Here is a 24078-nt window from a genome sequence, read left to right as displayed (position 1 = left end):
GGTTAGTGCCCCGCGCCGGGGAACGCCTAAGCGCGGGGGTACCGCGGTGCGGTAACTGTGGAAGATCTACAAATCATTGCGCCCCACCCTGTACTGCGGCACCCCACCACGAGGACGCCCGGATCCCTACCCCGGCGAGCAGGGTGCGCAGGGTGGACAGGCTCAGCCCGATCACGGCGTTCGGATCCCCGTCCACCCGTTCGATGAACTGGGATCCCCGCCCGTCCAGGGTGAAGGAGCCCGCGACCTGGAGGGGCTCACCCGTGGCCACGTAGTCCTCGATCTCCGCGCGCGTCATGGCGGTGAAGTGCACGTCCGCGGAGCAGATCAGGCCGTTGCCGGAAGCCTCGCCCGTGCGCGCGTCCACGAGCCAGTGGCCCGTGTGCAACGTGCCAGTGCGCCCGCTCATGGCGCTGATGCGTTCGATCGCGACGTCCGGCTCGTACGGCTTGCCGTAGGGGACGCCGTCGAGTTCGAAAACGGAATCGCACCCGAGGACGAGCCGCCTCTCTGCTTCCGGAAGCGCTGCGACGGCCTCCGCCTTGGCGCGGGCCAACAACAATGCCATCTGCGCAGGGGTCTCGGGGGCTTCCGCGGCCACGAGGGCGTCCTCGTCCACGTGGGAGACGACGGCGCGGTACGGGATGTGCGCGCGCTCCAGCAGGGATGCGCGCGCCGGTGATTGCGAGGCCAGGACGAGAGCGGGTTGCACGCCCCTCACTCTACGGCGGATCGGGTGAGGGGGACGTCGGGCCGGTCAGGAGGGACGTGCTCGCGGGAGGGCGGCGATCGTACAAATAGGGGCAACCTCAGGCATCTGCATGTACCCTGTTACGTCGGCCCCGTGTGTGGAGAGGGAGGTGGCCCGGATGGTCGAGATCGTGCGTCGTGGTCCGCGCATCCCACGGGACGTCCCCCGCATCACCGGGTCCCGACCCACTGCAGAATCCCTCATTTCGAACGGGGCCGCGCTGTCCCTCGGGACCGGGCTGGCGAACGGGCCGTCCATCGGGGCAGGGCTGGCGAACGGGCCGTGGCTCTCGAACGGCATCGGCCTCGCGAACGCGACCGGAACACCACCGGCGCGGCCTTCACGACGGCTGTCCCGTCCCCTGACGTCGATACTGCTGGACGCCCTGGCCGTGACCCTGGCCCTGCTCCTTGCCAACCAGGTGGTGGCTCGAGGCGCGGTGATCGCCCTGCCGGGCGACGCCGGACTCACGTACCCGCAACTGTCCGTGCTGCTGGGAACGGGCTGGGTCGCGACGCTCGCCGCATGCCGACGGGCCGTGCGGCTGCCCCGTGGTTATTGGCGCACCGAGTGCCGCTGCATCGCTCGTGCCGCGTTCATCGTGCTCGGTACGTTATGCATGGCGGCCGTGGTCCTGCCGCTCGACATCGACCGCCCGTTCGTGGCCGTGACCTTCGCCGCGGGGCTACTCCTGCAGCTCGTGAGCCGCTGGCTCATGTGGCGCGCCGCCCTCCGCCGGCTGGATGACCGCGCGCGAACGGCGGGTCCGCACCCGGGATCCGAGGCGCGGAGCACCGCCGTTCACGAGTGACGCGGGCCTGATGACGACGCTTCCTAGATCCCACACAGTTCACTGCGGGTGAGGAAGCGCCGGCCCGTGGGGGCCTCGAGGGAGAAGCCCCCTCCGCGGCCGGGAACGGCGTCGATCACCAACCGCGTGTGCCGCCAGTACTCGAACTGCTCGGCGGAGATCCAGAACTCGAGATCTCCCAGCTCCCCGCCGGACGCGGACGGCAACCGGGCGGTCCCCAGCAAAACGTCGGCCGCGCCCGTGCGGAACTCACCGGCGGGGAAGCACATGGGCGAGGAACCGTCACAGCAACCCCCGGACTGGTGGAACATCAGCGGTCCGTGCTGCTCCCACAGTTCCTGCAACAGGGCCACCGCGGGTCCGGTGAAACCGACCCGTGAGGTGGTCTCACCGGGTACCGCAGCGGTGGCCTCGAGCACCACGGGGTGTTCGGCGTCCGCGGTGTTGGCCGGGGACGGATCCTCCGGTGATGAAGGGGTGCTCATGACGGTTCCTCGCCTTCCGGTCAGGGTCTAGAAGAAGCCCTGCGCGTTCTCGGTGTAGCTCACGAGCATGTTCTTCGTCTGCTGGTAGTGGTCGAGCATCATGAGGTGGTTCTCCCTGCCGATGCCCGAGGACTTGTAGCCGCCGAACGCGGAGTGCGCGGGGTAGTTGTGGTACTGGTTCACCCACACGCGCCCGGACTGGATGGCCCGGCCCGCGCGGTACGCGGTGTTGCCGTCTCGGGACCACACGCCCGCACCCAGACCGTAGAGGGTGTCGTTGGCGATCGAGATGGCGTCGTCGTAGTCCTGGAAGCTCGCGACGGACAGGACTGGGCCGAAGATCTCCTCCTGGAAGATGCGCATGGAGTTGCTGCCCTCGAACACGGTGGGCTGCACGTAGTAGCCGCCCGCGAGGTCGCCGTCCAGCTCGGCGCGCTCACCGCCGATGAGCACCTTGGCGCCCTCCTTCTTGCCGATGTCCAGGTAGGAGAGGATCTTCTCGAGCTGGTCGGTGGAGGCCTGCGCGCCGATCATGGTGTCGGTGTCGAGCGGGTTGCCGGCGGTGATCCGGGAGACGCGCTCGACCCCGTCCGCGAGGAACTGGTCGTACATGGATTTCTGGATCAGCGCGCGGGACGGGCACGTGCAGACCTCGCCCTGGTTCAGGGCGAAGAACGCGAAGCCCTCGAGCGCCTTGTCGTAGAACGCGTCCCGTTCGCGGGCCACGTCCTCGAAGAAGATGTTGGGGGACTTCCCGCCCAGTTCCAGGGTCACGGGGATGATGTTCTCGGAGGCGTACTGCATGATGAGCCGCCCAGTGGTGGTCTCACCCGTGAACGCGATCTTGCGGATGCGCTTGTTGGACGCCAGCGGCTTGCCGCACTCCACGCCGAAGCCGTTGACGATGTTGACCACGCCGTCCGGGATCAGGTCCTGGATCAGCTCCATGAGCACCAGGATGGACGCCGGGGTCTGCTCGGCGGGCTTGAGCACCACGCAGTTGCCGGCGGCGAGCGCCGGGGCGAGCTTCCACACGGCCATGAGGATCGGGAAGTTCCACGGGATGATCTGGCCCACCACGCCCAGGGGCTCGAGGAAGTGGTACGCCACGGTGTCCTCGTCCAGCTGGGACAGCCGCCCTTCCTGCGCGCGGATCGCACCGGCGAAGTAGCGGAAGTGGTCGATGGCCAGGGGGATGTCCGCGTTGAGCGTCTCGCGCACGGGCTTGCCGTTGTCCCAGGTCTCCGCGACCGCGATCAGCTCGAGGTTCTCCTCCATGCGGTCCGCGATCCGGTTGAGCATGAGCGCTCGCTGCGCGGGTGTGGAGGCGTTCCACGACGGCGCTGCGGCCCACGCGGCGTCGAGCGCGGCCTCGATGTCCTCGGCCGTTCCCCGGCCGACCTCGGTGAACGCCTTGCCCGTGACGGGGGTGACGTCCTCGAAGTACTGCCCCTTGACCGGGGGCACCCACGCGCCGCCGATGAAGTGTTCGTAACGGGATTTGAAGCTGACGACGGATCCGTCCGTGCCGGGCTGGGTGTACACGCTCATGGCGACCATCCTGTTGTCCGAAAGTGAGGTGCACCACACTATAGCCAGGCCCTCCGACATCCCGACAGGCACCCGTATGCCCCCTCATACGCACACAATGTGCACACGCAACGGGGCGGCCCGGGAGAACCCGGACCGCCCCGTTCACAGAAAGTGCCGACGGGCGAGTGCCCTACTCGGTGCGTTGACCGTCCGACGGCGCGGCGGGAGCGTACGCGTGCGAACCCTGCTCACCGGAGTGGACGGGTTGCTGCGTGAGGGCAGCGTCGGCGTCGTCGTCCTTGAACGGCTCACCCGAACGCGGGGCGTCGTAGAGCCGGGTGTCCAGGATGCCTTCGCGCTTGGAGACGATCGTGGCCACGAGGGCCTGACCCGTGACGTTCAGGGCGGTGCGGCCCATGTCCAGGATCGGGTCCACGGCGAGCAGCAGGCCCACGCCGTCGAGCGGCAGGCCCAGCGTGGACAGCGTCAGGGTCAGCATGACCGTGGCGCCGGTGGTGCCGGCGGTCGCGGCGGAACCCAGGACGGAGACCAGCGCGATCAGCACGAAGTGCATGGGGGTCAGGGGCACGCCGTAGAACTGCGCGACGAAGATCGCGGCGATCGCCGGGTAGATCGCGGCGCAACCGTCCATCTTGGTGGTCGCACCCAGTGGGATCGCGAAGGACGCGTAGTGCCCGGGGACACCCAGGTTGCGCTCGCTCACGCGCTGCGTCATGGGCATGGTGCCCAGCGACGAGCGGGAGACGAAGCCCAACTGCATGGCGGGCCACACGCCCGAGAAGAACTGCTTGACGGACAGGCCGTTGAGCTTGATCAACAGGGGGTAGACCACGAAGGCCACGAGCAGCAGGCCCACGTAGACCGTGATGACGAACTTCACGAGTGAACCCATGGAGGTCCAGCCGTACTCGAACACGGCACGGCCGATGAGCCCCAGGGTGCCCAGGGGAGCGAGGCGGATGATCCACCACACGACCTTCTGCATGATGGCCAGCGCGGACTGCATGAAGGTCAGGAACGGCTCGGCGGCCTTGCCGACCTTCAGCGCGGCGATGCCGATCACGAGCGAGACCACCAGGATCTGCAGGATGTTGAAGTTCACGGCGGTGGTCACGGTCTCCGGGTCCACGACCTTGGAGCTGGTCTCCAGACCCAGGAAGTTCACGGGGATCAGGCCCTTGAGGAACCCGAGCCACGAGCCCTCGCTGCCGGAGTACGTGCCGGGCTGTTCCTGGCCGGTGCCCACACCGGGCTGCGCGATGACACCGAGCAGCATGCCGATCACCACCGCGATCAACGCGGTGATGGCGAACCACAACAGGGTCTTCCACGCGAGGCGCGCGGCGTTGGAGACGTCACGCAGGTTCGCGATGGAGGAGATCACGGCCGTGACCACGAGCGGGACCACGGCGGCCTTGAGGATGGTGACGTAGCTCGTGCCGATCGTGTCCAACGTGGTCATGAGCCAGTTGGGGTTCTCCTCGGGGTCGCCACCCATGGCAGCGGCCAGCGATCCGAGGAGAACGCCCAGGACCAGGGCGATCAGGATCTGCCACCCGAACGACGTCATCCACCGCGGGAGACGGCGGGTACTTTCTGCGGAATTCATGGGCCCAGGATAGGTCCGGGCATCCTAAACCGCACGGGTCACATGACGAAATATGACAGCGCGACACGGGAATAAAATCCCGCACCCTGAGGAACCCCTGAGAATCCGCCGCCTACAGGGCCAAGGCGTAGGAGAGTGTGTCCAATCCCACGGAGCCCAGGCGCAGTGCGCGGGCGTGGAACCGCTTGAGATCGAAGTCCGCTCCCTCACGCGCCATGGCCTGCTGCCGGGCGTCGAGCCACATCTGCTGACCGATCCGGTAGGACGGTGCCTGACCCGGCCATCCCATGTAGCGCAACCACTCGAAGCGCAGCACCGAATCGGCCATCACCACGTTGTGGCGCAGGAACGCCCAACCGTCCTCGGGCGTCCAGGTCTCACCGGCGCGCGCACCGCCCAGCAGGTCCCCGAGCACCTCCGGGATCTCGAAGCCGCAGTGGAACCCCACGTCGAAGATCACGCGCACCGTACGCAGGCGCTGCGAGTCGAGCATGCCCATCCGGTCCCCGGGGTCGTCCAGGAAGCCCAGCTCGGCCATGAGCCGCTCGGCGTACAACGCCCAGCCTTCGCCGTGACCGGACACCCAGATGCCCATGCGGCGCCAGCGGTTGAGCTCACCCGCGTTCGCCAGGGCCGTGGCGATCTGCAGGTGATGTCCGGGAACTCCCTCGTGGTAGACCGTGGTGGTCTCCTCCCACGTGGCGTGCTGGGAGACGTTCTCGGGGACGGACCACCACATACGCCCGGGCCGGGTGAAGTCGCCGCTCGGGGGCGTGTAGTAGATGACGCCGTCGTGCGTGGGGGCGATCCGGCACTCGAGTTCGCGCATGGGTTCGGTGATCTCGAAGTGGGTGTCCGCGAGGGTGTCCAGCGCGGTGTCCGACAGCCGCTGCATCCAGGCCTGCAGCTCCTCGGGGGAGTGCAGTTGCCGTGCGGGGTCCGCGGTGAGCGCGGCCATGGCCTCGGGGATGCTCGCGCCCGGCTGGATCTGCTCCGCGATCCGGCGCTGTTCGGCGTCCAGTTCGAGCAGTTGCTGCACCGCCCAGTCGTAGACCTCGCGCGGGTCCAGCCGGGCGCCCAGGAACGAGGCGAGGTGCAACCGGTAGTCCTCGATCCCGCACGCGTCCGATGCCCGCGCCCCGGGGGCGAACTCCTCGCGCAGTGCCCGGGCGACGCCGCGGTACGCCTCGCGCGCGGCGTCCGCGGCGCGGCGCAGTTCCTCGCGCACACCCTCCGGCGCGGCGGGGTCGTTCGCGAGCACCGCGAAGGAGCCCTCGTCCGAGGCGTACTGCTCGGCCTGTTGGGAGGCCTCCACGATCTGCGGGGCCGACGGCGGGCGGTCCAGTTCCACGGCCTCGCGCAAGCCCTCGAGGTACTGCTCCAGGGCTGCAGGGATGTTGGCCATCCGGCCCGCGATGTGCTTCCAGTCCTGCTCGGTGTCCCGCGGCATGGCGTCCAGGATCTGCCGGATCTCCTGCACCGGGGACGCGATGTTGCTGACCACGGACACGTCCAGGTTCGCCTCGTGGCGGTCCAGCTGCAGGCGCAGTTCGTCGCGCAGCGCGTGCAGCGTCACGCGGTCGACGTCGTCCCGCGGCTCCGCTTGCTCCACGAGCTCGAGCGTGGTGCGGGCGAGCTCCGCGGCGGCCGCCCGGCCGGCGGGGCCGTAATCCGGGTACTCGGTCTCGTGACCGGGGATGCCGTTGAACGTGGCGGCACTGGGATCCAGGGCCATGCAACGGTCGAAATAGGTTTCTGCGAGGGTGTCCACGGCGGTCGCGGAGCGGTGCGCGGTGCCCAGGGGTGCCAGGGGTTCGCGGCTCTGCGGGGTGGAGTTGATGTGCATCACAGAGTGTCACCCTAGTCACACTCGGGCCGGTGGCAAGAACCCTGGCGAGTCCGACACGCCCGGGCGCTCGGCGCGACCGCTCCCGCGCGAGGTGGAGGGGGAGAGCAGCGATGACGCGGTGGGCGGCGTCCCGCGCGTCCAGGTGGTCGGCGCCGTGGGCCGGGCGACGGCGCGTCAGCCCGCGAAGCGCTCCTCGAGTTCGGTGAGCAGTTCCAGGACCGCGTCCGTGCCTGCGACCGGGCCGCCGGCGAGTAGCCCGTCCGCCCCGAGCACCACGACCCACGGATCACCGGGGTGCTCGAACACCGCGCTCACCGCGTCGTCGGTGTCCATGAGGCACGCCGTTCGTAGAGCCGACGGAAGCAGACCCCGATCCTCCTCCCGGGCCACCACGGCGTGCACCGCCACCGGTCCCAGGTGATCGGGCATCCCGTTCAGGTGGTCGAGCACGGGGGTGCACGCCCCGCACCCGGGGCTCACGTGGACCAGGGCGCGTGCGGCGGTGGCGGCCAGGCCGCGCAGGGTCACCGCGGTGCCGTCGGCATCGGTGAGCCCCGCGTAGGGGATGGGCAGGCGCACGTACTCGTCGGATTCCTCGGGGGCCGGGGGTGCACTTGCCGATCGGGCAGTCCCGAGGGCGCCGGGGGCCGCGCCCTCGGCGGGAACTGCACGGTCCGCGATCGTCACGTCCGAGCCGAGCGCCACACCGGCACGGGACGCCGCTCCGGGCGCCGACGAAGTGGTGGCGGGGTGCTCCCCGGCCTCCCGGGTGACAGTGGCCGAGTGGAGCGCCGCGCTCGCGGTCAGGACGGGCGCGGGCGACGCCGCGGCGTCGTCGTACTCGGAGCCCGGTAGCGGAGGGATCCCGGCGAGGGAGTACGGATCAACGACGCGGGGTGCGTCCGGGCGTTCGCTCCACAGGGCCACGAGCGCGAGGAACGCCGGGATGGCGACCGCCACGACGACCCACCACGGGACGTCCAGAACCGGCCCGTCGTATCCGCCCACGGTGACCAGCAACAGCGCCAGGACAGCCACGAGCGTGAACGCGAGGTTGCGCACCACGGTCCGCCGGGACATCGGGGCGCGGGACAGGGAACCGAAGCAACCGCACGACGCGGGATCCGGTTGCCGGGCGCCACGGAACACCGCGGCCGTGAAGACCGTGAACAGCACCACCGCGGCGGAGGCGGCCGCCCACAGCACCACTCCGGAGGCGAGGACGAGCGCAAGCGCCAGGACGAGTTCGAGCCACGGCAGGGCACCCTGCAGCCAGCGCGCCGCGAAGGGCGCGGGCAACGAGGTGAACGGGGACGGTCCGGTGCCGGGGGAGACAAGTTTGGCCACCCCGCTGATCAGCAGCACGAGGGCGAGCGAACCCAGGGAGGACGAGGAGACGACAGCCACGGCAACATTATCCATTTCGATGCATCCTCATCACATGTGCGGACACCTGGAAGGAAGCCCGGGGGACCGGTCCGGGCTCAGCGGTCCGGGAGGGTGCGCCGCCACGCGCCGCGCCCCGGGCGCAACCGCAGACCCAGGCGCAATCGGCGCGTCTGGGACCGGGGCTGCTTGGGCGCGCGGGAGGGCTGGGCGTCCTGCGCCGCGGCCTGCGCGGCGAACACCACGGTGAGCGCGGCCAGTTCCTCCGGGGTCGGATTGCCGTGGGTCACCGTGAACAGGGCGTCCTGGTGGCTCGCGGTCTCGGGTAGCGCCGCGACCGCAGCGGTCCCGGGATCATGAGCGGGACGGGAGGCGTCCCCGGCCGGGCGCGACGCCGGCGAACCGTTCTCGGTCGAGCTCACAGCGGGATGTTCCCGTGCTTCTTGGCGGGGGTGGAGGCGCGCTTGTCGGCCAGGCCGCGCAGGGCCCGGATGATCTGCTCGCGGGTCTCGGACGGGCAGATCACCGCGTCCACGTACCCCAGTTCGGCGGCCTGGTAGGGGTTGAGCAGGTCCTCCTCGAATTTCTGCGCGAGTTCGGCGCGCAGCTGTTGGTCCTCCCCGGTCTCCGCGGCGGCCTTGAGGTCCCGGCGGTAGAGGATCTCCACGGCACCCTGGGAGCCCATGACACCGATCTGGGCGGTGGGCCACGCGAGGTTGATGTCCGCCCCGAGCTTCTTGGAACCCATCACGATGTACGCGCCGCCGTAGGCCTTGCGGGTGATGAGCGTGACCAGGGGGACCGTGGCCTCCGCGTACGCGTAGAGCAGCTTGGCCCCGCGACGGATGATGCCGTTGAACTCCTGGTCCGTCCCGGGCAGGAACCCGGGGACGTCCACGAACGTGAGGATCGGGATGTTGAACGCGTCGCAGTGACGCACGAACCGCGCGGCCTTCTCGGAGGCGGCGATGTCCAGGGTGCCCGCGAACTGCATGGGCTGGTTCGCCACGATCCCCACGGTGTGCCCCTCCACGCGGGCGTAGCCCACCATCACGTTGGGGGCGTAGAGCTCCTGGATCTGCATGAAGTGCCCGTCGTCCACGACCGTCTCGATCACGGTGCGCATGTCGTAGGGCTGGTTCGCGGAGTCAGGGATCAGGGTGTCCAGGGCGAGGTCCTCGTCCGTGACCTCGTCGACCTGGTCGTGGTCGAGCACCGGGCTGTCCTGCAGGTTGTTGCCGGGCAGGTACTCGAGCAGCTCGTGGACGAAGTCGAACGCGTCCTGCTCGTCCGAGGCCAGGTAGGCGGCGGTGCCCGTGCGCTCGTTGTGGGAGCGGGCCCCGCCCAGGGTCTCCATGTCCACGGTCTCACCGGTGACGGTCTTGATGACGTCCGGGCCCGTGATGAACATGTGGGAGGTCTTGTCCACCATGACCACGAAGTCGGTCAGGGCGGGGGAATAGGCGGCGCCACCGGCACACGGGCCCATGATGAGCGAGATCTGGGGGACCACACCGGAGGAGCGCACGTTCATGCGGAAGATGTCCGCGAACATCGCCAGGGAGGCCACGCCCTCCTGGATGCGTGCGCCACCGCCGTCGTTGATCCCGATCACGGGGCAGCCGTTGCGCAGCGCGAACTTCTGGACCTTGACGATCTTCTCGCCGTTGACCTGGGACAGCGAGCCCCCGAACACGCCGAAGTCCTGGGAGTAGACGGCCACGAGGCGACCGTCCACGGTGCCGAAACCGCTCACCACGCCATCCCCCAGCGGCTTCTTCTTCTCCGTGCCGAACATGGTGCTGTGGTGCACGGCCAGGGCGTCGAACTCCACGAACGAGTCGGGGTCCAACAACATCTCGATGCGTTCCCGTGCGGTGTTCTTCCCGCGCGAGTGCTGCTTGTCCACGGCTGCCTGTCCGGACGGTGCGGCGGCGTCCTCGCGGCGCTGCCGGAAGTCGGCGATCTTGCCTGCTGTGGTGGACAGGTCGTGGCTCATAACACCTCGCGTCGTCGTGATCGGTACTGGAGTGGGCGTACCGCGGGCCCCGGGAACGCACCCCAGTGTAATTGCAGGGCCCACACGCGCCTTTGTAGAAGTCCCACAACGCAGGCCGGTGCTCTTTCGAGGGGCGCGAGCGCCCCGGGTCCCTCAGGCGGTGGGTTCGGACCCCACCGAGCCGATCGTCACGGTCCATTCCCGGATCGTGTGTTCAGTGACCGCGCCGTGGATCACCAGGGGGTCCTGGGCGATGATCCGTTCGATCTCCTCGGCGCCGTCCGCGCGGAGGACGATCAGAGCGCCGTCGCCCTCCAAGGGACCCGAGACCAGGACCACGCCGCGCTCGTGCAGTTCGCGCAGGAACGCGCGGTGGGCGGGGCGGTGCTCGGTCAGGACGTCCTGCGGGCCGCCGTAGACGTAGTTCAGGGCGTAGACGCTCATACCGGGTCCTCTCGTGGTGGCGCTGGCTCGTCCCAGCATATGCCCGGCTCACGGCGCTAGACATAAACTTGCCGTACCGCCCCGTCGTCGACATGCGTCGTCGGCACAGTCATGTGAGGAGCACCCATGGAAGCCACCGAGGACCGGCCCGCCGCGGACTACCGCGCTGCGGAGCTGGACGGGGCGCTGCGCGGCCACGGGTGCCGCCTCACGATCCTGGACAGCGTTCCGTCCACCAACGAGTGGCTCGTCGAACAGCTCTCGTGGGGCACGACACACGACGATGCCGGGGCACCGCTACGAGCGGTCGTCGCGGGCTTCCAGAGCAGCGGCAAGGGACGCCTGGACCGCAGCTGGTTCACCCCCGCGGGCACCGCCGTGACGTTCTCGGTGGCCCTCACACCGCGTGACCATTCGGGTCGCGCATGGCCGCAGGACCTCCTGCCGTGGCTCACGCTGATGCTCGCGCACAGCGTCACGGCCACCGTGCGCGAGCTGACCGGCGCCCCCGCGGTCGTGAAGTGGCCCAACGACGTCCTGATCCGCGAGCGCAAGGTGTGCGGCATCCTCGCCTCCCTCGTATCCCCGGCCCCGGGTGCCGCGCAACAGGGACCCACCGTGGTGCTCGGGGCGGGCATCAACGTCCAGCAGCGCCACCTCCCGGTCCCCGGCGCCACGTCCCTGCGCCTCGAGACCGGGGACGACGCCGCTGTCCCCACCCGCAGCGCGGTGCTCACCGGGGTGCTCGCCCACTTCTCCCGCGCCCTCGACCGCGCGAGCGCGGTCCCCGCCGCGCAACTCGGGCCGGACGGTGAGCTGCGACGGGAGCTCGAGTCCACGCTCAACACCCTGGGGCGTCGCGTGCTCGTGCACCTGCCCGGGCGCAACGCACCATTGCCCGCCACCGCCGTGGGGCTGGGAGCGTCCGGTCAGCTGCGCGTGCGCGACGACGAGGGCCGCGAGCACGAGTACGGCGCGGGCGACGTCGTCCACGTGCGACCGGGCCCCCGCGCCCCGGAGGGCGCCGGACACGAGAACGGGGGACCCCGATGACACGCTCGCGCCGCGCCCTGGAGCTGGCACCGGGGGAGGACACGGTCGTGGCCACCCGCGCCCACCCCTTGAAGCTTGTGACCCCGGCGCTCGCCGCGTGGGCGATCGTGTTCGGCTACTCTGCCCTGCGCCGCGTCCTGGACCTCACGTGGCGGCCCACCGACACCCCATGGACCACGCTGCACGCGTTCGTGGGGTGGCTGCTGCTCATCGCGGCATTGCTGCTCGCATGGCGGTTCGTGCTCTCACCCGCGTGGCGCTGGCTGCGCACGCGCTTCGTGCTGACCACCGCGCGGCTGGCCCTCGTGGGACCCCCGGCACGCGACGGCGCGGTGTTCCTGCCCCTGAACGAACTGCGCTCGGTGCGCGTCACGCGCGGGGCCACCCGGCCCGGCGAGGCCCGCGAGGGCCTGGACCGCGGCACCGTGCTCGCGGACTTCGGGGGCCTGGGCGGGCTCAAACTCGCGAGCTGCCCGCAACCGGCCCGCTTCGCCGCGCTGGTGCGCGAGTCCGCGGCGGACGCGGGCAACTACAGTGGTGGAGGCAACACGGCCGGACCGGGGTATCCCGGAACCCACATCGCCCAGCAAGGAGGACCGCGTGGCTGACGACCCCTCGGAGCACACGGACGGATACGTCACCGGGCCCCAGACCGAACAGCTCAACCTGAACCTGCACAATCCCGTGCAGTCGAACCTGTACGGGTCGGAGGAGTCCAAGGCGGCGGTGCGCCACCTCGACTCCCTGTTGTTGGGCTCGCAGCGTCACCTGCGGCGCCGGGAGGCAGCGCGCGAGGCGGGGCTGTCCACGGCGTCCGCCCGGAAGATCTGGCGTGCCCTGGGCTTCCCGAACCTCAGCGACGACGACGTCTACTTCACGGGCGAGGACGTCCGCGCCCTGCGGGTGGTCTCCAACCTCGTGCAGGAGGAGAAGCTCAGCGAGGAAGCCGCCCTGTCCCTGGCCCGCTCCGTGGCGCAGCTGACCGACCGCATGGTCGTGTGGCAGATCGAGGCGCTCGTCGAGGACATGGTGGCCCACCGGGACATGACGGACGCCCAGGCGCGGCGCGAACTGCTGCGCATGCTCCCGGAGATGCTCGAACCGCTCGAGAACCTGCTCGACTACGCGTGGCGCCGTCAGCTCTCCGCGGCCGTGCAACGCCTGGCCATGCGCGGGGAACGCGCGGACGGGTCCACGGTGAGCCTGGGGATGGCGGGCCCGGACGTGGGCTCCTCGTCCCTGCCGCTCGCGCGCGGTGTGGGATTCGCGGACCTCGTGTCCTACACGTCCCTGTCCCGGCAGATGAACGAGCGCACCCTGGCCAACCTCGTGCAGCGCTTCGAGAAGCGGTGCGCGGAGGTGATCTCGATCGGCGGTGGCCGCGTGATCAAGACCATCGGCGACGAAGTGATGTTCCTGTCCGAGACCCCCGAGGGCGGTGCCCAGATCTCGCTCGCACTCGCCCGCGTCATCAAGAACGACCCGCTGCTGCCGCAAGCGCGCGTCGCGTTCGTGTGGGGGCGCGTGCTGCCGCGACTGGGCGATCTCTACGGGCCCACCGTGAACCTCGCATCCCGGCTCGTGGCCCTCACGGAGCCCGGGGGTGTCATGGTGGACGCCTCCACCGCGCGCGTGCTCTGCGGCGATGACCGGTTCGTGCTGACCCCGCAACCCACCCGCAACGTGCGCGGCTTCGGGGACGTGCGCCCCGTGTCGATCACCCAGGGCCTCGGGCCCCTTCTGGAAGACGAGGTCGAATGACCGTTCCCCTGACCATCCGATCGGGCGGTGTCACCGATCGGGGACTGCGTCGTGAGACGAACGAGGACGCCCTGATCGTCACGGACACCATGTGCGCCGTCGCGGACGGGATGGGCGGTCACGAGGCCGGTGAGGTGGCCAGTGCGCTGTGCGTGTCCACGCTGGGTGGCTCGGACCTGTTCTCGCTCGACGATTTCCGCGACTACGCGATCGTGGAACCGGCACCCGGATCGGATGTCGCCCGGTTCCGCGCGACGATCGACCGTCAGCTCAAGCTCGACCCGGACGTGCCCAACGAGGCGTTGGAGGCCGTGCACCGGGTGCGCTCGGTGCTGTGGGAAGCGGACCAGGCCATCCAGGCCCAGTGCGGCACACGCGCCGGGACCACGGTCACGGGCGCGTGGCTCGTGGAGATCGCCGGTACCTGGCTGTGGCTCGTGTTCAACGTGGGGGATTCGCGCACCTACCAGCTCGTGGGCCCGCCCGTGGGGGAACCGCCCACGGCCGAGACCGGTCCCGTGGGCGTGACCCAGCTGACCGTGGACCACTCCGAGGTGCAGTACCTCGTGTCGATCGGCCAGCTCACCCCGGCCCAGGCACTCGTGCACCCGCGGCGCAACGTGATCACGCGCGCGCTCGGCACGGGCCAGATCTGGGAACCGGACGTGATCGTGGTGCCTGCGGTGCCCGGGCAGCGGTTGCTCATGTGCTCGGACGGTCTCACGGGTGAGCTCTCGCCCGCGCACATCGCCCGCGTCCTGCACTCGGTCCCGCACCCCAAGGAGGCCGCGGACGTCCTGGTCCAGGCCGCGCTGCGCACCGGTGGCCGGGACAACGTCACGCTCGTGGTCGCGGACGTGCTGCGTGCGGACGACCCCCACGCCAACACCACGTCCATCCCCAGGATCCGCTGAGTCGACGTCCCGGGCACCGCGCGGCCGGTGTCTGAGCACGGGAACGGGCCCCGAGCGGCGTCGTAATGGACGACGTCGCTCGGGGCCCGTTGCGTGTGCACCTCAACCCGAGCGTTTCGTTCGCAATGAAACGGCCGGGGCGCGGCTCACGCGGACGCGGAACGCCCGCGTGAGCCTGCCGGGTCAGGCGTGGTGGCCGCGCGTCTGGGCGCCCGGGTCCTTGGCCGGCTTGGCCTCCTTGACGGGGGCGTCACCGCTCGCGCGCAGGTGACGGTAGTACTCCTCGGCCTCCGCCTGGCGCTCGGCCTCGACCGTGCCGCCGATCTCCGCGCGCAGCAGTTCCGGCGAGAGCCCGAACGAGTCCACGAGCTGCAGCGAGTAGGGCCGCAGGCGAGCGATCAGGCGGTTGACGTACTCCTCGAGGGCTCGGCCACGGCGCATGGACAGCCGGCCGTAGGCCAGGTACCAGTGCAGGTCCGCCTCGATCAGGGACAGCCCGAACAGGTCGCGCAACCACGTGAGCACGCGCTTGGTGTCCGGGTCCTGGACCTTCTCGAGACCCGCGGTGAACGCCTCCCACTGCAGCAGTCGCCCGTGCGAGCGCGCGGCCTCGATCAGCTTGTGCTGGTTGCGGTTGAACGCCTCCGCCTGCTCGGTGCGGGACTTGCGGGCGACGGCGCGCAGCTCGTCCGCAACGTCCCCGACCATGGTCTGCACACGGTCGGTGAGCAGCGCGCGCTGGGCATCGGGATCGCGCAGGGCGTTGACGGACTTGCGGGCGTCACCGGAGTCGGAGAACGCCTGTGTGAGCTTGCGCAGCCCGGAACGGTTGAACCCGGCCTCCGTGGCGCGGTCCGCGACGTAGCGGGCCATCACCCCGATGTCCGCGTTCTTGAACTCCGCCGAGTAGTCGTTGAGCAGCCGCTTGGCCACGAGCTGGAGCAACACGGTGTTGTCGCCCTCGAACGTGACGTAGACGTCCAGGTCCGCGCGCAGTTCCACGAGCCGGTTCTTGGCCATGAAGCCGGCGCCGCCGCACGCCTCGCGCGCTTCCTGCAGGGTGTCGAGCGCGCTCCACGTGGACAGGGACTTGAACGCGGCCGCCAGGGTCTCGAGCTCCTGACGGTTGCCGTCCGAGTCGTCCTCGCCCGAGAAGACCTCGTGGAACTTGTCGAGCAACTGCTGGTGCGCGAACGTCATGGCGTACGTCTCGGCGATGCGGGGGATCAACCGGCGCTGGTGGCGCTGGTAGTCCAGCAGGGTCTGCTCGCGGATGTCCGAGTCCGTGGTGAACTGGCGGCGTTGTTCCGCGTAGCGCACCGCGATGCTCAGGGCGGCCTGGTTGGCGATCACCGCCGCGCCGTCCAGGGACACGCGGCCCTGAACGAGCGTGCCGATCATCGTGAAGAAGCGCCGACCCGGGGACGGGATGGGGGAGGAGTACTCACCGTTCTCGTCCACCGCTCCGTAGCGGTCCAGCAGGTTGAAGCGCGGCACGCGGACGTGGTCGAAGTGCAACCGGCCGTTGTCGATGCCGTTGAGCCCGCCCTTGCGGCCGTCGTCCTCGCCGCCCACGCCGGGCAGGAAGTTGCCGTCGTCGTCACGCAGGGGCACGTAGAGACAGTGCACCCCGTGGTTGACGCCCTTGACGATCAACTGGGCGAACACCGCGGCGGCCTTGCCGTGCACCGCGGCGTTACCGAGGTAGTCCTTCCACGCCGCCTTGAACGGGGTGTGGATCTCGAACTCGTCCGTCTCCGGGAGGTAGGTGGCGGTGGTGCCGATCGAGGAGACGTCCGAGCCGTGGCCGATCTCGGTCATCGCGAAGACCCCGGGGATCTCCAGGTCCAGGATGCCCGGCAGCCACGTGAGGTGGTGCTCCTTGGTGCCCAGGTTGAGCACCGCGGAGCCGAACAGACCCCACTGCACGCCGGACTTGATCTGCAGGGACGGGTCCGCGAGGACGAGTTCTTCGAACGCGGAGAGGTTCGCGCCCGGGTTCAGGGTGCCGCCCACGTAGTCGGGCACGCCCATCTTGGCGGGCCCGGCGTCCCGCAACAGCTGCAGTTGCTGGAACGTGGTCTCACGCTGCTGCTGGAACGACTGGTTGTACTGGGAATGGAAGCGGGGATCTTTGGCCCGCTCGCGTGCCGCCTTGCGTGCTTCGGGCCAGCGGCCCAGCAAGATGGCGCCGAGCTCGGCGGTGTCGATCCCGGACGGGGTGGTGGCACCGTCCTCGGGCAGGTCTTCGATGCGGTCGGTGTTCGGAACTGTTCCGCTGACCGAGGTGATGGACATCATGACTCCTGACGGTTCTCTGGGACGGGTGGTTCACCCGTCGTCCTGGTGGGGGAAGTTGGTGGTGCGGATTCGCTGCCGGTCACGGGGCGCAGGCCCTCCACGGCCCACGTGGTGATGATCCGACTCATGGTGTGGCGATCCGGTTTCGCGGGGTCGTCGCCGAGCTCTAGCCAGGCCTCACCCGCACCGCGGACCATGCCCACGGTGGAGGCGGCCCAGCACTTCAGGACCCCCACGGGCATGGCCCGGCTGCCGTGGTGGCGCACGTGTTGCTCCATGAGCAGGTCCCGCACGGAATCCACGAAGCGTTCGATCGTGGAACCCCGTTCCTTGGGCGCGGTCACCACGAAGCGGTAGACCTCACCGGAGGCCGCCACGGACTTGAGGTATTCGGAGACGAGGGCGTGGATCATGGCGGCGAACGTGTCCGCTTCACTGGCCGCGGCCACCATGCGTCGCCGCATCCGGGTCACGAAGTACTCGCCCACCGCGGCCTGTACGCCCGCCTTGTCCTTGAAGTAACGGTAGAAGACGGACTTGGACGTCCCGCACGCCGTGGCGATCTCCTCCATGGACAGCGCAGCACCGTTCGCGGCCACGGCGTCGCGCGCGGCCGTGATCAGTTCGATGCGCCGCACGGCCCGGTGCCGCTGCCAGCGCGAACTCCTGCCGTCCACGGGGTGGGTGACCTGTTTCACGATACCGAGAGTATCAGCTATTCTGGGTCCCGAGTGATCCAGATCGCATAAATCCCCCGAAAGGAACCACGCATGAGCGAGAACACGCAGAACACGGCGCAGTCCACCCCGGCCACCGGAACCGGTTCCGGAGCCGCCAAGCGGGCTGCGGCCCCGGCTACCTCCTCCGCGCCGCAGGGCGGCGCCAAGGGGGCCCGCGCCGTCGTCGTGGCGGGCAACCGCATCCCCTTCTCCCGCGCGGGTGGGCCGTACGCGAACGCGTCCAACCAGGACATGCTGACCGCCGCGATCGACGGGCTCGTGGCCCGGACCGGGATCGCGGGCGAGCGCCTGGGCGCCGTGGCGGCCGGTGCCGTGATCAAGCACTCCCGGGACTTCAACCTCACGCGCGAGTCCGTGCTGGGTTCCGCGCTGGACCCCGCGACCCCCGCCTACGACGTCCAGATGGCGTGCGCCACGGGCATGGAGACCGTGAGCTCGATCGCCAACAAGATCCGGCTGGGCCAGATCCAGGCCGGGATCGCCGGTGGCGTGGACTCGTCCTCGGACGCCCCCATCGCCGTGAGCGAGGGGCTGCGCCGCGCCCTGCTCAAGCTGCAGCGCGCCAAGACCACTGCCCAGAAGCTCAAGGCGTTCAAGGACCTGCGCCCGGGCGACCTCGCGCCGTCGGTGCCCTCGTCCGGTGAGCCCCGCACGGGGCTGAGCATGGGTGAGCACCAGGCGCTGACCACCCAGAAGTGGGGCATCACACGCGAGGCCCAGGACGAGTTGGCCGCGGCCTCCCACCAGCACCTGGCCGCCGCGTACGAGCGGGGCTTCTTCGACGACCTCGTGACCCCTTTCAACGGCCTGACCAAGGACAACAACATGCGCCCGGACTCCACCGTGGAGAAGCTGGGTGGGCTGAACCCGGTGTTCGGTAAGAAGCTCTCCAGTGAAGCCACCATGACGGCGGGCAACTCCACGCCGCTCACGGACGGTGCCTCCGCGGTGCTCATCACGTCCGAGGAGTGGGCCGGTGAGCACCACCTGACCCCGCTCGCCGAGGTCGTGGACAGCGAGGCCGCCGCGGTGGACTTCGTGACCGGCAACGAGGGCCTGCTCATGGCCCCGGCCTACGCCGTGCCGCGTCTGCTGGCCCGCCACGACCTCACGCTGCAGGACCTGGACCTCGTGGAGATCCACGAGGCGTTCGCCTCCACCGTGCTGTCGATCCTCGCCGCGTGGGAGTCCCCGGAGTTCTGCAAGGACCGCCTGGGCCTGGACGCACCCTTGGGTTCGGTGGACCGCGCCAAGCTCAACGTCAACGGTTCCTCGCTCGCCACGGGGCACCCCTTCGCCGCCACGGGTGGTCGCATCGTGGCCTCCACCGCCAAGGAACTGGCCGCGCGTGCCAAGGAGACGGGCAAGCCGCAGACCGCGCTGATCTCGGTGTGCGCCGCCGGTGGTCAGGGCGTGGCCATGCTGCTGCGCTCGGTCTGAGCGAGCCCACGGCCACGGCGAGACACCACGATTTCTGGGAGAGGACACAAGTGACGGACACATATCTGGACATGGTCAATTCGGGGCTGGGCAAGCAGCTCGCGGGCAAACTGGGCCTCCCGCGCCCGGTCACGCTGCGCCGATTCACCGCGGACGGGGACTTCCCGAGCGGTTCGGTGCTCGTGCTCGGCCGGGGTGCGGCGGGCGACGTCGCGGCGTCGGCCCTGCTCGGATGGGACCTGGACGTGCGTCGGCACGCACAGGACGTGGACCGGGTGGGTGCGGTGGTGATCGACTACACGGAGGTCGAGAGCCCCGCCGATCTCGCTGACGCCGCCCTCGAGCTGGCCTCGGCCGTGCGCAAGCTGCGCCCGGGCGGGCGCGTTATCACGCTGTCGCGACCGGCGCCCGGGATCGGGACCGGAGCGGCGTCGGGCACGTTGCCCGGCGCGCGGCAGTTGACCCCGTCGCAGGCCGCGGCGCGCCAGGGTGTCGTGGGCATGCTGCGCTCGATCGCCCAGGAGATGCGCGGCGGCGTGACCGCCAACGGCATCCTGCTCGCGGACGACGTCGCTGCGGACGCTCCCGGCGTCACGGGCGCCCTGCGCTTCTTCCTCTCGGGCCGCAGTGCGTACGTGGACGGGCAGTTCCTGACCGTGGGTGACGACCGCGGGGACGCGGACGTGGACTGGGTGCATCCCGTCGCGGGCAAGGTCGCCGTGGTCACGGGTGCCGCGCGCGGCATCGGTGCGCAGGTCACGCGCACCCTCGCGGCCTCGGGCGCCACGGTCATCCCCGTGGACGTGCCCGCCGCCGGTGACGCGCTGAGCAAGCTCGCCAACGAACTGCGCGTGCCCGCGCTGCAGCTGGACGTCACGGACCCGCAGGCCGGACAGAAGATCCTGGACCTCGCGGTGTCCCGGTACGGTCGGCTGGACCTCGTGGTGCACAACGCGGGCATCACGCGGGATAAGATGCTCGCCAACATGGACCAGGCCAAGTGGGACTCCGTGATCGCGGTCAACATCGAGTCGCAGTTGCGGATCACCGAGACCCTGCTCGCGTCCGATCAGTTGGGCCCGGCGCCTCGCATCGTGTGCCTCGCGTCCACGAGCGGCGTGGCGGGTAACCGCGGCCAGACCAACTACGCCGCCTCCAAGGCCGGGGTGATCGGTGCGGTGGCCGCCACGGCACCGCTGATCGCGGAGAAGGGCGGGACCATCAACGCCGTGGCTCCCGGGTTCATCGAGTCGGACATGACGGCCAAGATCCCGGCGGCCCGCCGCCAGATCTCCCGCCGACTGAACTCGCTGCAGCAGGGGGGCACCCCGGAGGACGTGGCGCAGGCCATCACGTTCCTGCTCTCGGACGCCGCCGGCGGGATCAACGGTCAGACGTTGCGCGTGTGCGGCCAGAGCCTCGTGGGAGCATGATCGCATGAGCACTCCTGACCCGGTCCTGCCCACCGTTCCCTCCGACTACGAACTCATCCAGCCGGCGGGTTCGGTGAAGCTGCCCGCGCTGTACGCGTCCGCGGGGGCGCGCGCGGCGTCATCGGCCGCTTCCGACGCCGCCGCGGCGGCCACGCACAAGGTGCTGCCGGCCCTGCGCGACTCGCCCGTGGGGCGCGTGCTGCCCGGCGCGCTGCGCAAGCCCCGCACGGAACGCGTGGGGGCTGCCCTGCAGGTGCCGCGTGTGGCCCACGTGGTGGAGGACGTCAGCGCGGAACCCGAGTGGCACGAGAAGTTCTGCCGCGTGGTGCACGCGAGCACGCATCCCGTGGCCCCGGGGTCGCAGCACACCGCGGTGTTCTCGGGTGCGCTGCACGCGCTCGCGTTCCCCGTGGCCATGTCCGTGCTCACGCGCAAGGACTTCCCGCTGCCCGTGCTGGGCATGGTGCACCTGAGCAACACCATCCGCCACGTCACGGACGTGGCCGTGGGGGAGCGGCTCACCGCCACGGCGTGGACCGAGAACCTGGGCACCCACCGGTCCGGGACCACGGTGGACGCCGTGGTGACACTGTCCCGCGAGGACGGGTCCGTGGCCTGGGCCGGGCGCTCCACGTACCTGGCCAAGGGCGTGCACACCGCGATCGCGGACCAGGGCGCGCGCGTTCCCGAGGAGTCCTCCGAGGAGCGCGCGCCGTTCGACCCGCCGCAGCAGACCGCGCAGTGGGTCCTGGGCGCCGGGGCCGGGCGGGACTACGCGGCGGTCAGTGGCGACTACAACCCCATCCACCTCTCCGACCCGTCCGCCAAGGCGCTCGGGATGAAGGGTGCGATCGCGCACGGGATGTACACGGCGTCGCGCGCGCTCGCGCTGACCGGCGTGCCCGCGGAGGTCCCCTTCGCGTGGTCCGTGGACTTCGCCGCCCCCGTGCAGCTGCCGGCCACGGTGGCTGTCTCGGTGGACGACGACGGTCGGGGCGCCCACTGGCGCGGTTCCCGCGTCCTCGTGTGGGACCCCAAGCGGCAACGCCCGCACGCGGAGGTCACGGTCACGGCCCTGTGACCGGTCGCTGATCCGCCTGACGAACACCCTCGGAACCGTTGGTCCGGGGGTGTTCGTGTCTGTCGGTGGGGTGGGACACAATGGGGGGCGTGAGCACAGTCAACGCCAAGAACGCGCAGCGGGCCACGGACGCCACCGGCCGGAGCCTGAACCCGGACGAGCCCAGCGAGGCGTTGCGGGAGGAGTACGCCGAACTCGCGGACCGCGTCCGCGAAGCCCGCACGGCGTACTACGTCCACGACCAGCCCGTGATCTCGGACGCCGAGTACGACCGGTTGTACCGCTCCCTCGAGGAGTTCGAGGCCCTGCACCCCGAGCTCAAGGCGAACGACTCGCCCACGCAGGAGGTGGGCGGTGACGTCTCCGCGGCGTTCACCCCCGTGAAGCACCTCGAGAAGATGTACTCGCTCGAGGACGTCTTCTCCACGGACGAGCTCGTCGCGTGGCTGACCCGCGCCCAGCAGCAGGTCGAGCAGTTGCCGGGTGCCCCCACCGTGGCGTGGCTGAGCGAGGTCAAGATCGACGGTCTCGCCGTGAACCTGCTGTACCGCAACGGCGTGCTCGTGCGGGCCGCCACGCGCGGGGACGGCACCACGGGTGAGGACATCACCCATAACGTGGCCACCATCAAGACCATCCCGCAGCGGCTCACCGGGGAGGACTTCCCGGAGGAGGTCGAGATCCGCGGCGAGGTGTTCATCTCCTCCAAGGATTTCCGCGCGCTCAACGAGGCCATCGTGGAGGAGGGGCGCGCGCCGTTCGCGAATCCCCGCAACGCCGCGGCGGGCTCGCTGCGCCAGAAGGACCCGCAGGTCACCGCGCGGCGACCGCTGTCCATGTTCGTGCACGGCATCGGGTTCTCCCGCGGTTTCGAGCTGGAGACGCAGTCGCAGGCGTACGACGTCCTGCGGGACTGGGGACTGCCCGTGAGCCCCTACTCCCGGGTGCTGGACTCGGTGGACGAGGTGCTCGAGTTCATCGCGGAGTACGGCGAGAAGCGGCACAGCCTGCTGCACGAGATCGACGGCATCGTGATCAAGGTGGACGACCGCCGCACGCAGTTCCGGCTCGGATACACGTCCCGCGTGCCCCGGTGGGCCGTGGCGTACAAGTACCCGTCGGAGGAGGTCAACACGAAACTCGTGGACATCCTCGTCAACGTGGGTCGTACCGGTCGCGTCACGCCCTTCGGGCTCATGGACCCGGTGCGCGTGGCGGGTTCCACCGTGGAGATGGCCACCCTGCACAACCAGGACGTGGTCAAGGCCAAGGGCGTGCTCATCGGGGACACCGTGGTGCTGCGCAAGGCCGGTGACGTCATCCCGGAGATCGTGGGGCCCGTCGTCGCACTGCGGGACGGCACGGAGCGGGAATTCGTGATGCCCACCGAGTGCCCGTCGTGCGGCACGCCCCTGCGTCCCGCCAAGGAAGGGGACGTGGACATCCGCTGCCCCAATGCGGAGACGTGTCCGTCCCAGCTCAAGGAGCGCGTCAACCACGCGGCGGGTCGCGGGGCCTTCGACATCGAGGCCCTGGGCGAGGAAGCGGCCAAGGCCCTGACCCAACCCGTTCCCCAGGACGCACCGGACGGCACCGAGTTCTCCGTGCCCCCGCTGCGCAACGAAGCCGGGCTGTTCGATCTCACGCCGGAAGACCTCAAGGACGTCAAGGTGTGGCGGGACTCCCGGCGCACCGTCACGGACAAGGAGACGGGGGAGAAGACCCAGCGGGTCACCCCCGAACTCGTCCCGTACTTCTGGACCAAACCCACCAAGAACAAGCCGAGCGTGCCCTCCAAGACCACGGAGATCATGTTCCAGCAGATGGAACAGGCCAAGGACACCGACCTGTGGCGGGTCCTCGTGGCGCTGTCCATCCGCCACGTGGGTCCCACGGCCGCGCGCTCGCTGGCCACGTCCCTGCAAAGCATGGACGCGATCCGCTCGGCGGGCCTGGACACGCTCGCGGGCACGGACGGGGTGGGCCCCATCATCGCGCAGGCCGTCATCGAGTTTTTCGAGGAGCCGTGGCGGTGTGAGGTCGTGGACCGCTGGGCCGCCGCGGGTGTGCGCATGGAGGAAGAGGTGGACGAGTCCACCCCCCGCACACTTGAGGGAGTCACCGTGGTGGTCACGGGATCGCTCGAGGCCTACAGCCGGGACTCCGCGAAGGAGGCCATCCTAAAACGCGGCGGCAAGGCGTCCGGGTCGGTGTCCAGGAAGACGGCGTTCCTGGTAGCCGGCGAGAACGCGGGTTCCAAGCTCGACAAGGCGGAGTCCCTGGGGGTTCCCGTGCTGGACGAGGCCGGTTTCGAGCGCTTGCTCGCGCAGGGCCCGTCGGCGTTCGACGATGCCGACGACGCCGCTGCCGCACCGGGAGAGTCCCCGGTCGAGGACGCCCAGGACGGTGACCCGGAGGCCTCCGCCCCGGATGCCGTTGCATCCCACGACGACGCCGGGAAGTGACA

Annotated in this window: 20 protein-coding genes; 9 read left to right on the top strand and 11 right to left on the bottom strand. The window is 70.0% G+C overall.

What is annotated here, in order from left to right:
• Positions 1–73: 73 nt before the first annotated feature.
• A complete protein-coding gene (locus tag AS25_RS06515; RefSeq protein WP_035963620.1) occupies positions 74–712 on the bottom strand; it encodes a Maf family protein in 639 nt (212 codons plus the stop codon).
• Between the two features lie 157 nt (positions 713–869).
• Between AS25_RS06515 and AS25_RS06510 the strand changes: the two genes are divergently transcribed.
• Positions 870–1562: a hypothetical protein gene (locus tag AS25_RS06510; RefSeq protein ID WP_035963618.1), complete on the top strand. Its 693-nt coding sequence runs from the start codon at positions 870–872 to the stop codon at positions 1560–1562.
• Positions 1563–1585: 23 nt separating this feature from the next.
• Here the strand turns inward: AS25_RS06510 and AS25_RS06505 are convergent, their stop codons facing one another.
• The 8 genes from AS25_RS06505 to AS25_RS06470 form a co-directional block, all read right to left on the bottom strand.
• On the bottom strand, positions 1586–2047 hold the full coding sequence (locus AS25_RS06505; RefSeq protein ID WP_253270497.1) for a DUF779 domain-containing protein: 462 nt from the start codon (positions 2045–2047) through the stop codon (positions 1586–1588).
• 27 nt (positions 2048–2074) lie between these two features.
• Positions 2075–3598: an acetaldehyde dehydrogenase ExaC gene (gene exaC, locus AS25_RS06500; protein WP_035963617.1), complete on the bottom strand. Its 1524-nt coding sequence runs from the start codon at positions 3596–3598 to the stop codon at positions 2075–2077.
• Positions 3599–3770: 172 nt separating this feature from the next.
• Positions 3771–5210 (bottom strand): dicarboxylate/amino acid:cation symporter, encoded by a 1440-nt coding sequence (locus AS25_RS06495; RefSeq protein WP_052160769.1) that lies wholly within the window; start codon positions 5208–5210, stop codon positions 3771–3773.
• A 112-nt stretch (positions 5211–5322) separates the two neighbouring features.
• Positions 5323–7056: a DUF885 domain-containing protein gene (locus AS25_RS06490; RefSeq protein WP_084118052.1), complete on the bottom strand. Its 1734-nt coding sequence runs from the start codon at positions 7054–7056 to the stop codon at positions 5323–5325.
• Between the two features lie 177 nt (positions 7057–7233).
• On the bottom strand, positions 7234–8466 hold the full coding sequence (locus AS25_RS06485) for a MauE/DoxX family redox-associated membrane protein (protein WP_035963615.1): 1233 nt from the start codon (positions 8464–8466) through the stop codon (positions 7234–7236).
• Between the two features lie 77 nt (positions 8467–8543).
• Entirely contained in the window at positions 8544–8867 is a 324-nt protein-coding gene (locus tag AS25_RS14170) for an acyl-CoA carboxylase epsilon subunit (protein WP_084118051.1), read from the bottom strand.
• Positions 8864–10444, bottom strand: a complete 1581-nt coding sequence (locus AS25_RS06475) for an acyl-CoA carboxylase subunit beta (protein ID WP_035963613.1) — start codon at positions 10442–10444, stop codon at positions 8864–8866. Before AS25_RS06475 ends, AS25_RS14170 begins: the two co-directional genes overlap by 4 nt.
• A gap of 153 nt (positions 10445–10597) precedes the next feature.
• The gene (locus tag AS25_RS06470) at positions 10598–10888 is read right to left on the bottom strand and encodes a YciI family protein (RefSeq protein WP_035963611.1); all 291 of its coding nucleotides are present in this window, start codon (positions 10886–10888) and stop codon (positions 10598–10600) included.
• A gap of 126 nt (positions 10889–11014) precedes the next feature.
• Between AS25_RS06470 and AS25_RS06465 the strand changes: the two genes are divergently transcribed.
• Genes AS25_RS06465 through AS25_RS06450 form a run of 4 tightly spaced genes read left to right on the top strand, consistent with a single transcriptional unit; the run spans position 11015 to position 14616 of the window.
• Positions 11015–11941 (top strand): biotin--[acetyl-CoA-carboxylase] ligase, encoded by a 927-nt coding sequence (locus tag AS25_RS06465; RefSeq protein WP_052160768.1) that lies wholly within the window; start codon positions 11015–11017, stop codon positions 11939–11941.
• Positions 11938–12549, top strand: a complete 612-nt coding sequence (locus tag AS25_RS06460; protein ID WP_035963609.1) for a PH domain-containing protein — start codon at positions 11938–11940, stop codon at positions 12547–12549. Before AS25_RS06465 ends, AS25_RS06460 begins: the two co-directional genes overlap by 4 nt.
• Positions 12542–13702 carry an adenylate/guanylate cyclase domain-containing protein gene (locus AS25_RS06455; RefSeq protein ID WP_035963607.1) on the top strand — a complete coding sequence of 387 codons (1161 nt, stop codon included), beginning with the start codon at positions 12542–12544 and terminating at the stop codon, positions 13700–13702. The genes AS25_RS06460 and AS25_RS06455 overlap by 8 nt, the downstream gene beginning before the upstream one ends.
• Positions 13699–14616 (top strand): PP2C family protein-serine/threonine phosphatase, encoded by a 918-nt coding sequence (locus AS25_RS06450; protein ID WP_035963605.1) that lies wholly within the window; start codon positions 13699–13701, stop codon positions 14614–14616. Before AS25_RS06455 ends, AS25_RS06450 begins: the two co-directional genes overlap by 4 nt.
• Positions 14617–14799: 183 nt before the next feature.
• On the opposite strand, the gene AS25_RS06445 is transcribed toward AS25_RS06450, so the two are convergent.
• On the bottom strand, positions 14800–16914 hold the full coding sequence (locus tag AS25_RS06445; protein WP_035963603.1) for an acyl-CoA dehydrogenase family protein: 2115 nt from the start codon (positions 16912–16914) through the stop codon (positions 14800–14802).
• Positions 16914–17615, bottom strand: coding sequence for a TetR/AcrR family transcriptional regulator (locus AS25_RS06440; protein WP_253270496.1), 702 nt, complete (start codon positions 17613–17615; stop codon positions 16914–16916). The genes AS25_RS06445 and AS25_RS06440 overlap by 1 nt, the downstream gene beginning before the upstream one ends.
• Before the next feature lie 72 nt (positions 17616–17687).
• Between AS25_RS06440 and AS25_RS06435 the strand changes: the two genes are divergently transcribed.
• The 4 genes from AS25_RS06435 to ligA all read left to right on the top strand — a co-directional run bounded on the left by AS25_RS06435 (position 17688) and on the right by ligA (position 24076).
• Positions 17688–19097 (top strand): acetyl-CoA C-acetyltransferase, encoded by a 1410-nt coding sequence (locus AS25_RS06435; RefSeq protein WP_035963600.1) that lies wholly within the window; start codon positions 17688–17690, stop codon positions 19095–19097.
• Positions 19098–19147: 50 nt separating this feature from the next.
• Positions 19148–20530, top strand: a complete 1383-nt coding sequence (locus AS25_RS06430; protein ID WP_035963599.1) for a 3-oxoacyl-ACP reductase — start codon at positions 19148–19150, stop codon at positions 20528–20530.
• A gap of 4 nt (positions 20531–20534) precedes the next feature.
• Complete coding sequence (locus AS25_RS06425; protein ID WP_035963596.1) at positions 20535–21611, top strand: MaoC/PaaZ C-terminal domain-containing protein; 1077 nt, start codon at positions 20535–20537, stop codon at positions 21609–21611.
• A gap of 89 nt (positions 21612–21700) precedes the next feature.
• Entirely contained in the window at positions 21701–24076 is a 2376-nt protein-coding gene (ligA, locus tag AS25_RS06420) for an NAD-dependent DNA ligase LigA (protein ID WP_052160799.1), read from the top strand.
• The last annotated feature ends 2 nt before the right edge of the window (positions 24077–24078 follow it).

Source organism: Kocuria marina (assembly GCF_000786655.1).
Lineage (GTDB): Bacteria > Actinomycetota > Actinomycetes > Actinomycetales > Micrococcaceae > Kocuria > Kocuria marina_A.
The sequence above is the reverse complement of the archived record's forward strand: the minus strand, read 5'-3'. Positions and strand labels throughout refer to the sequence as shown.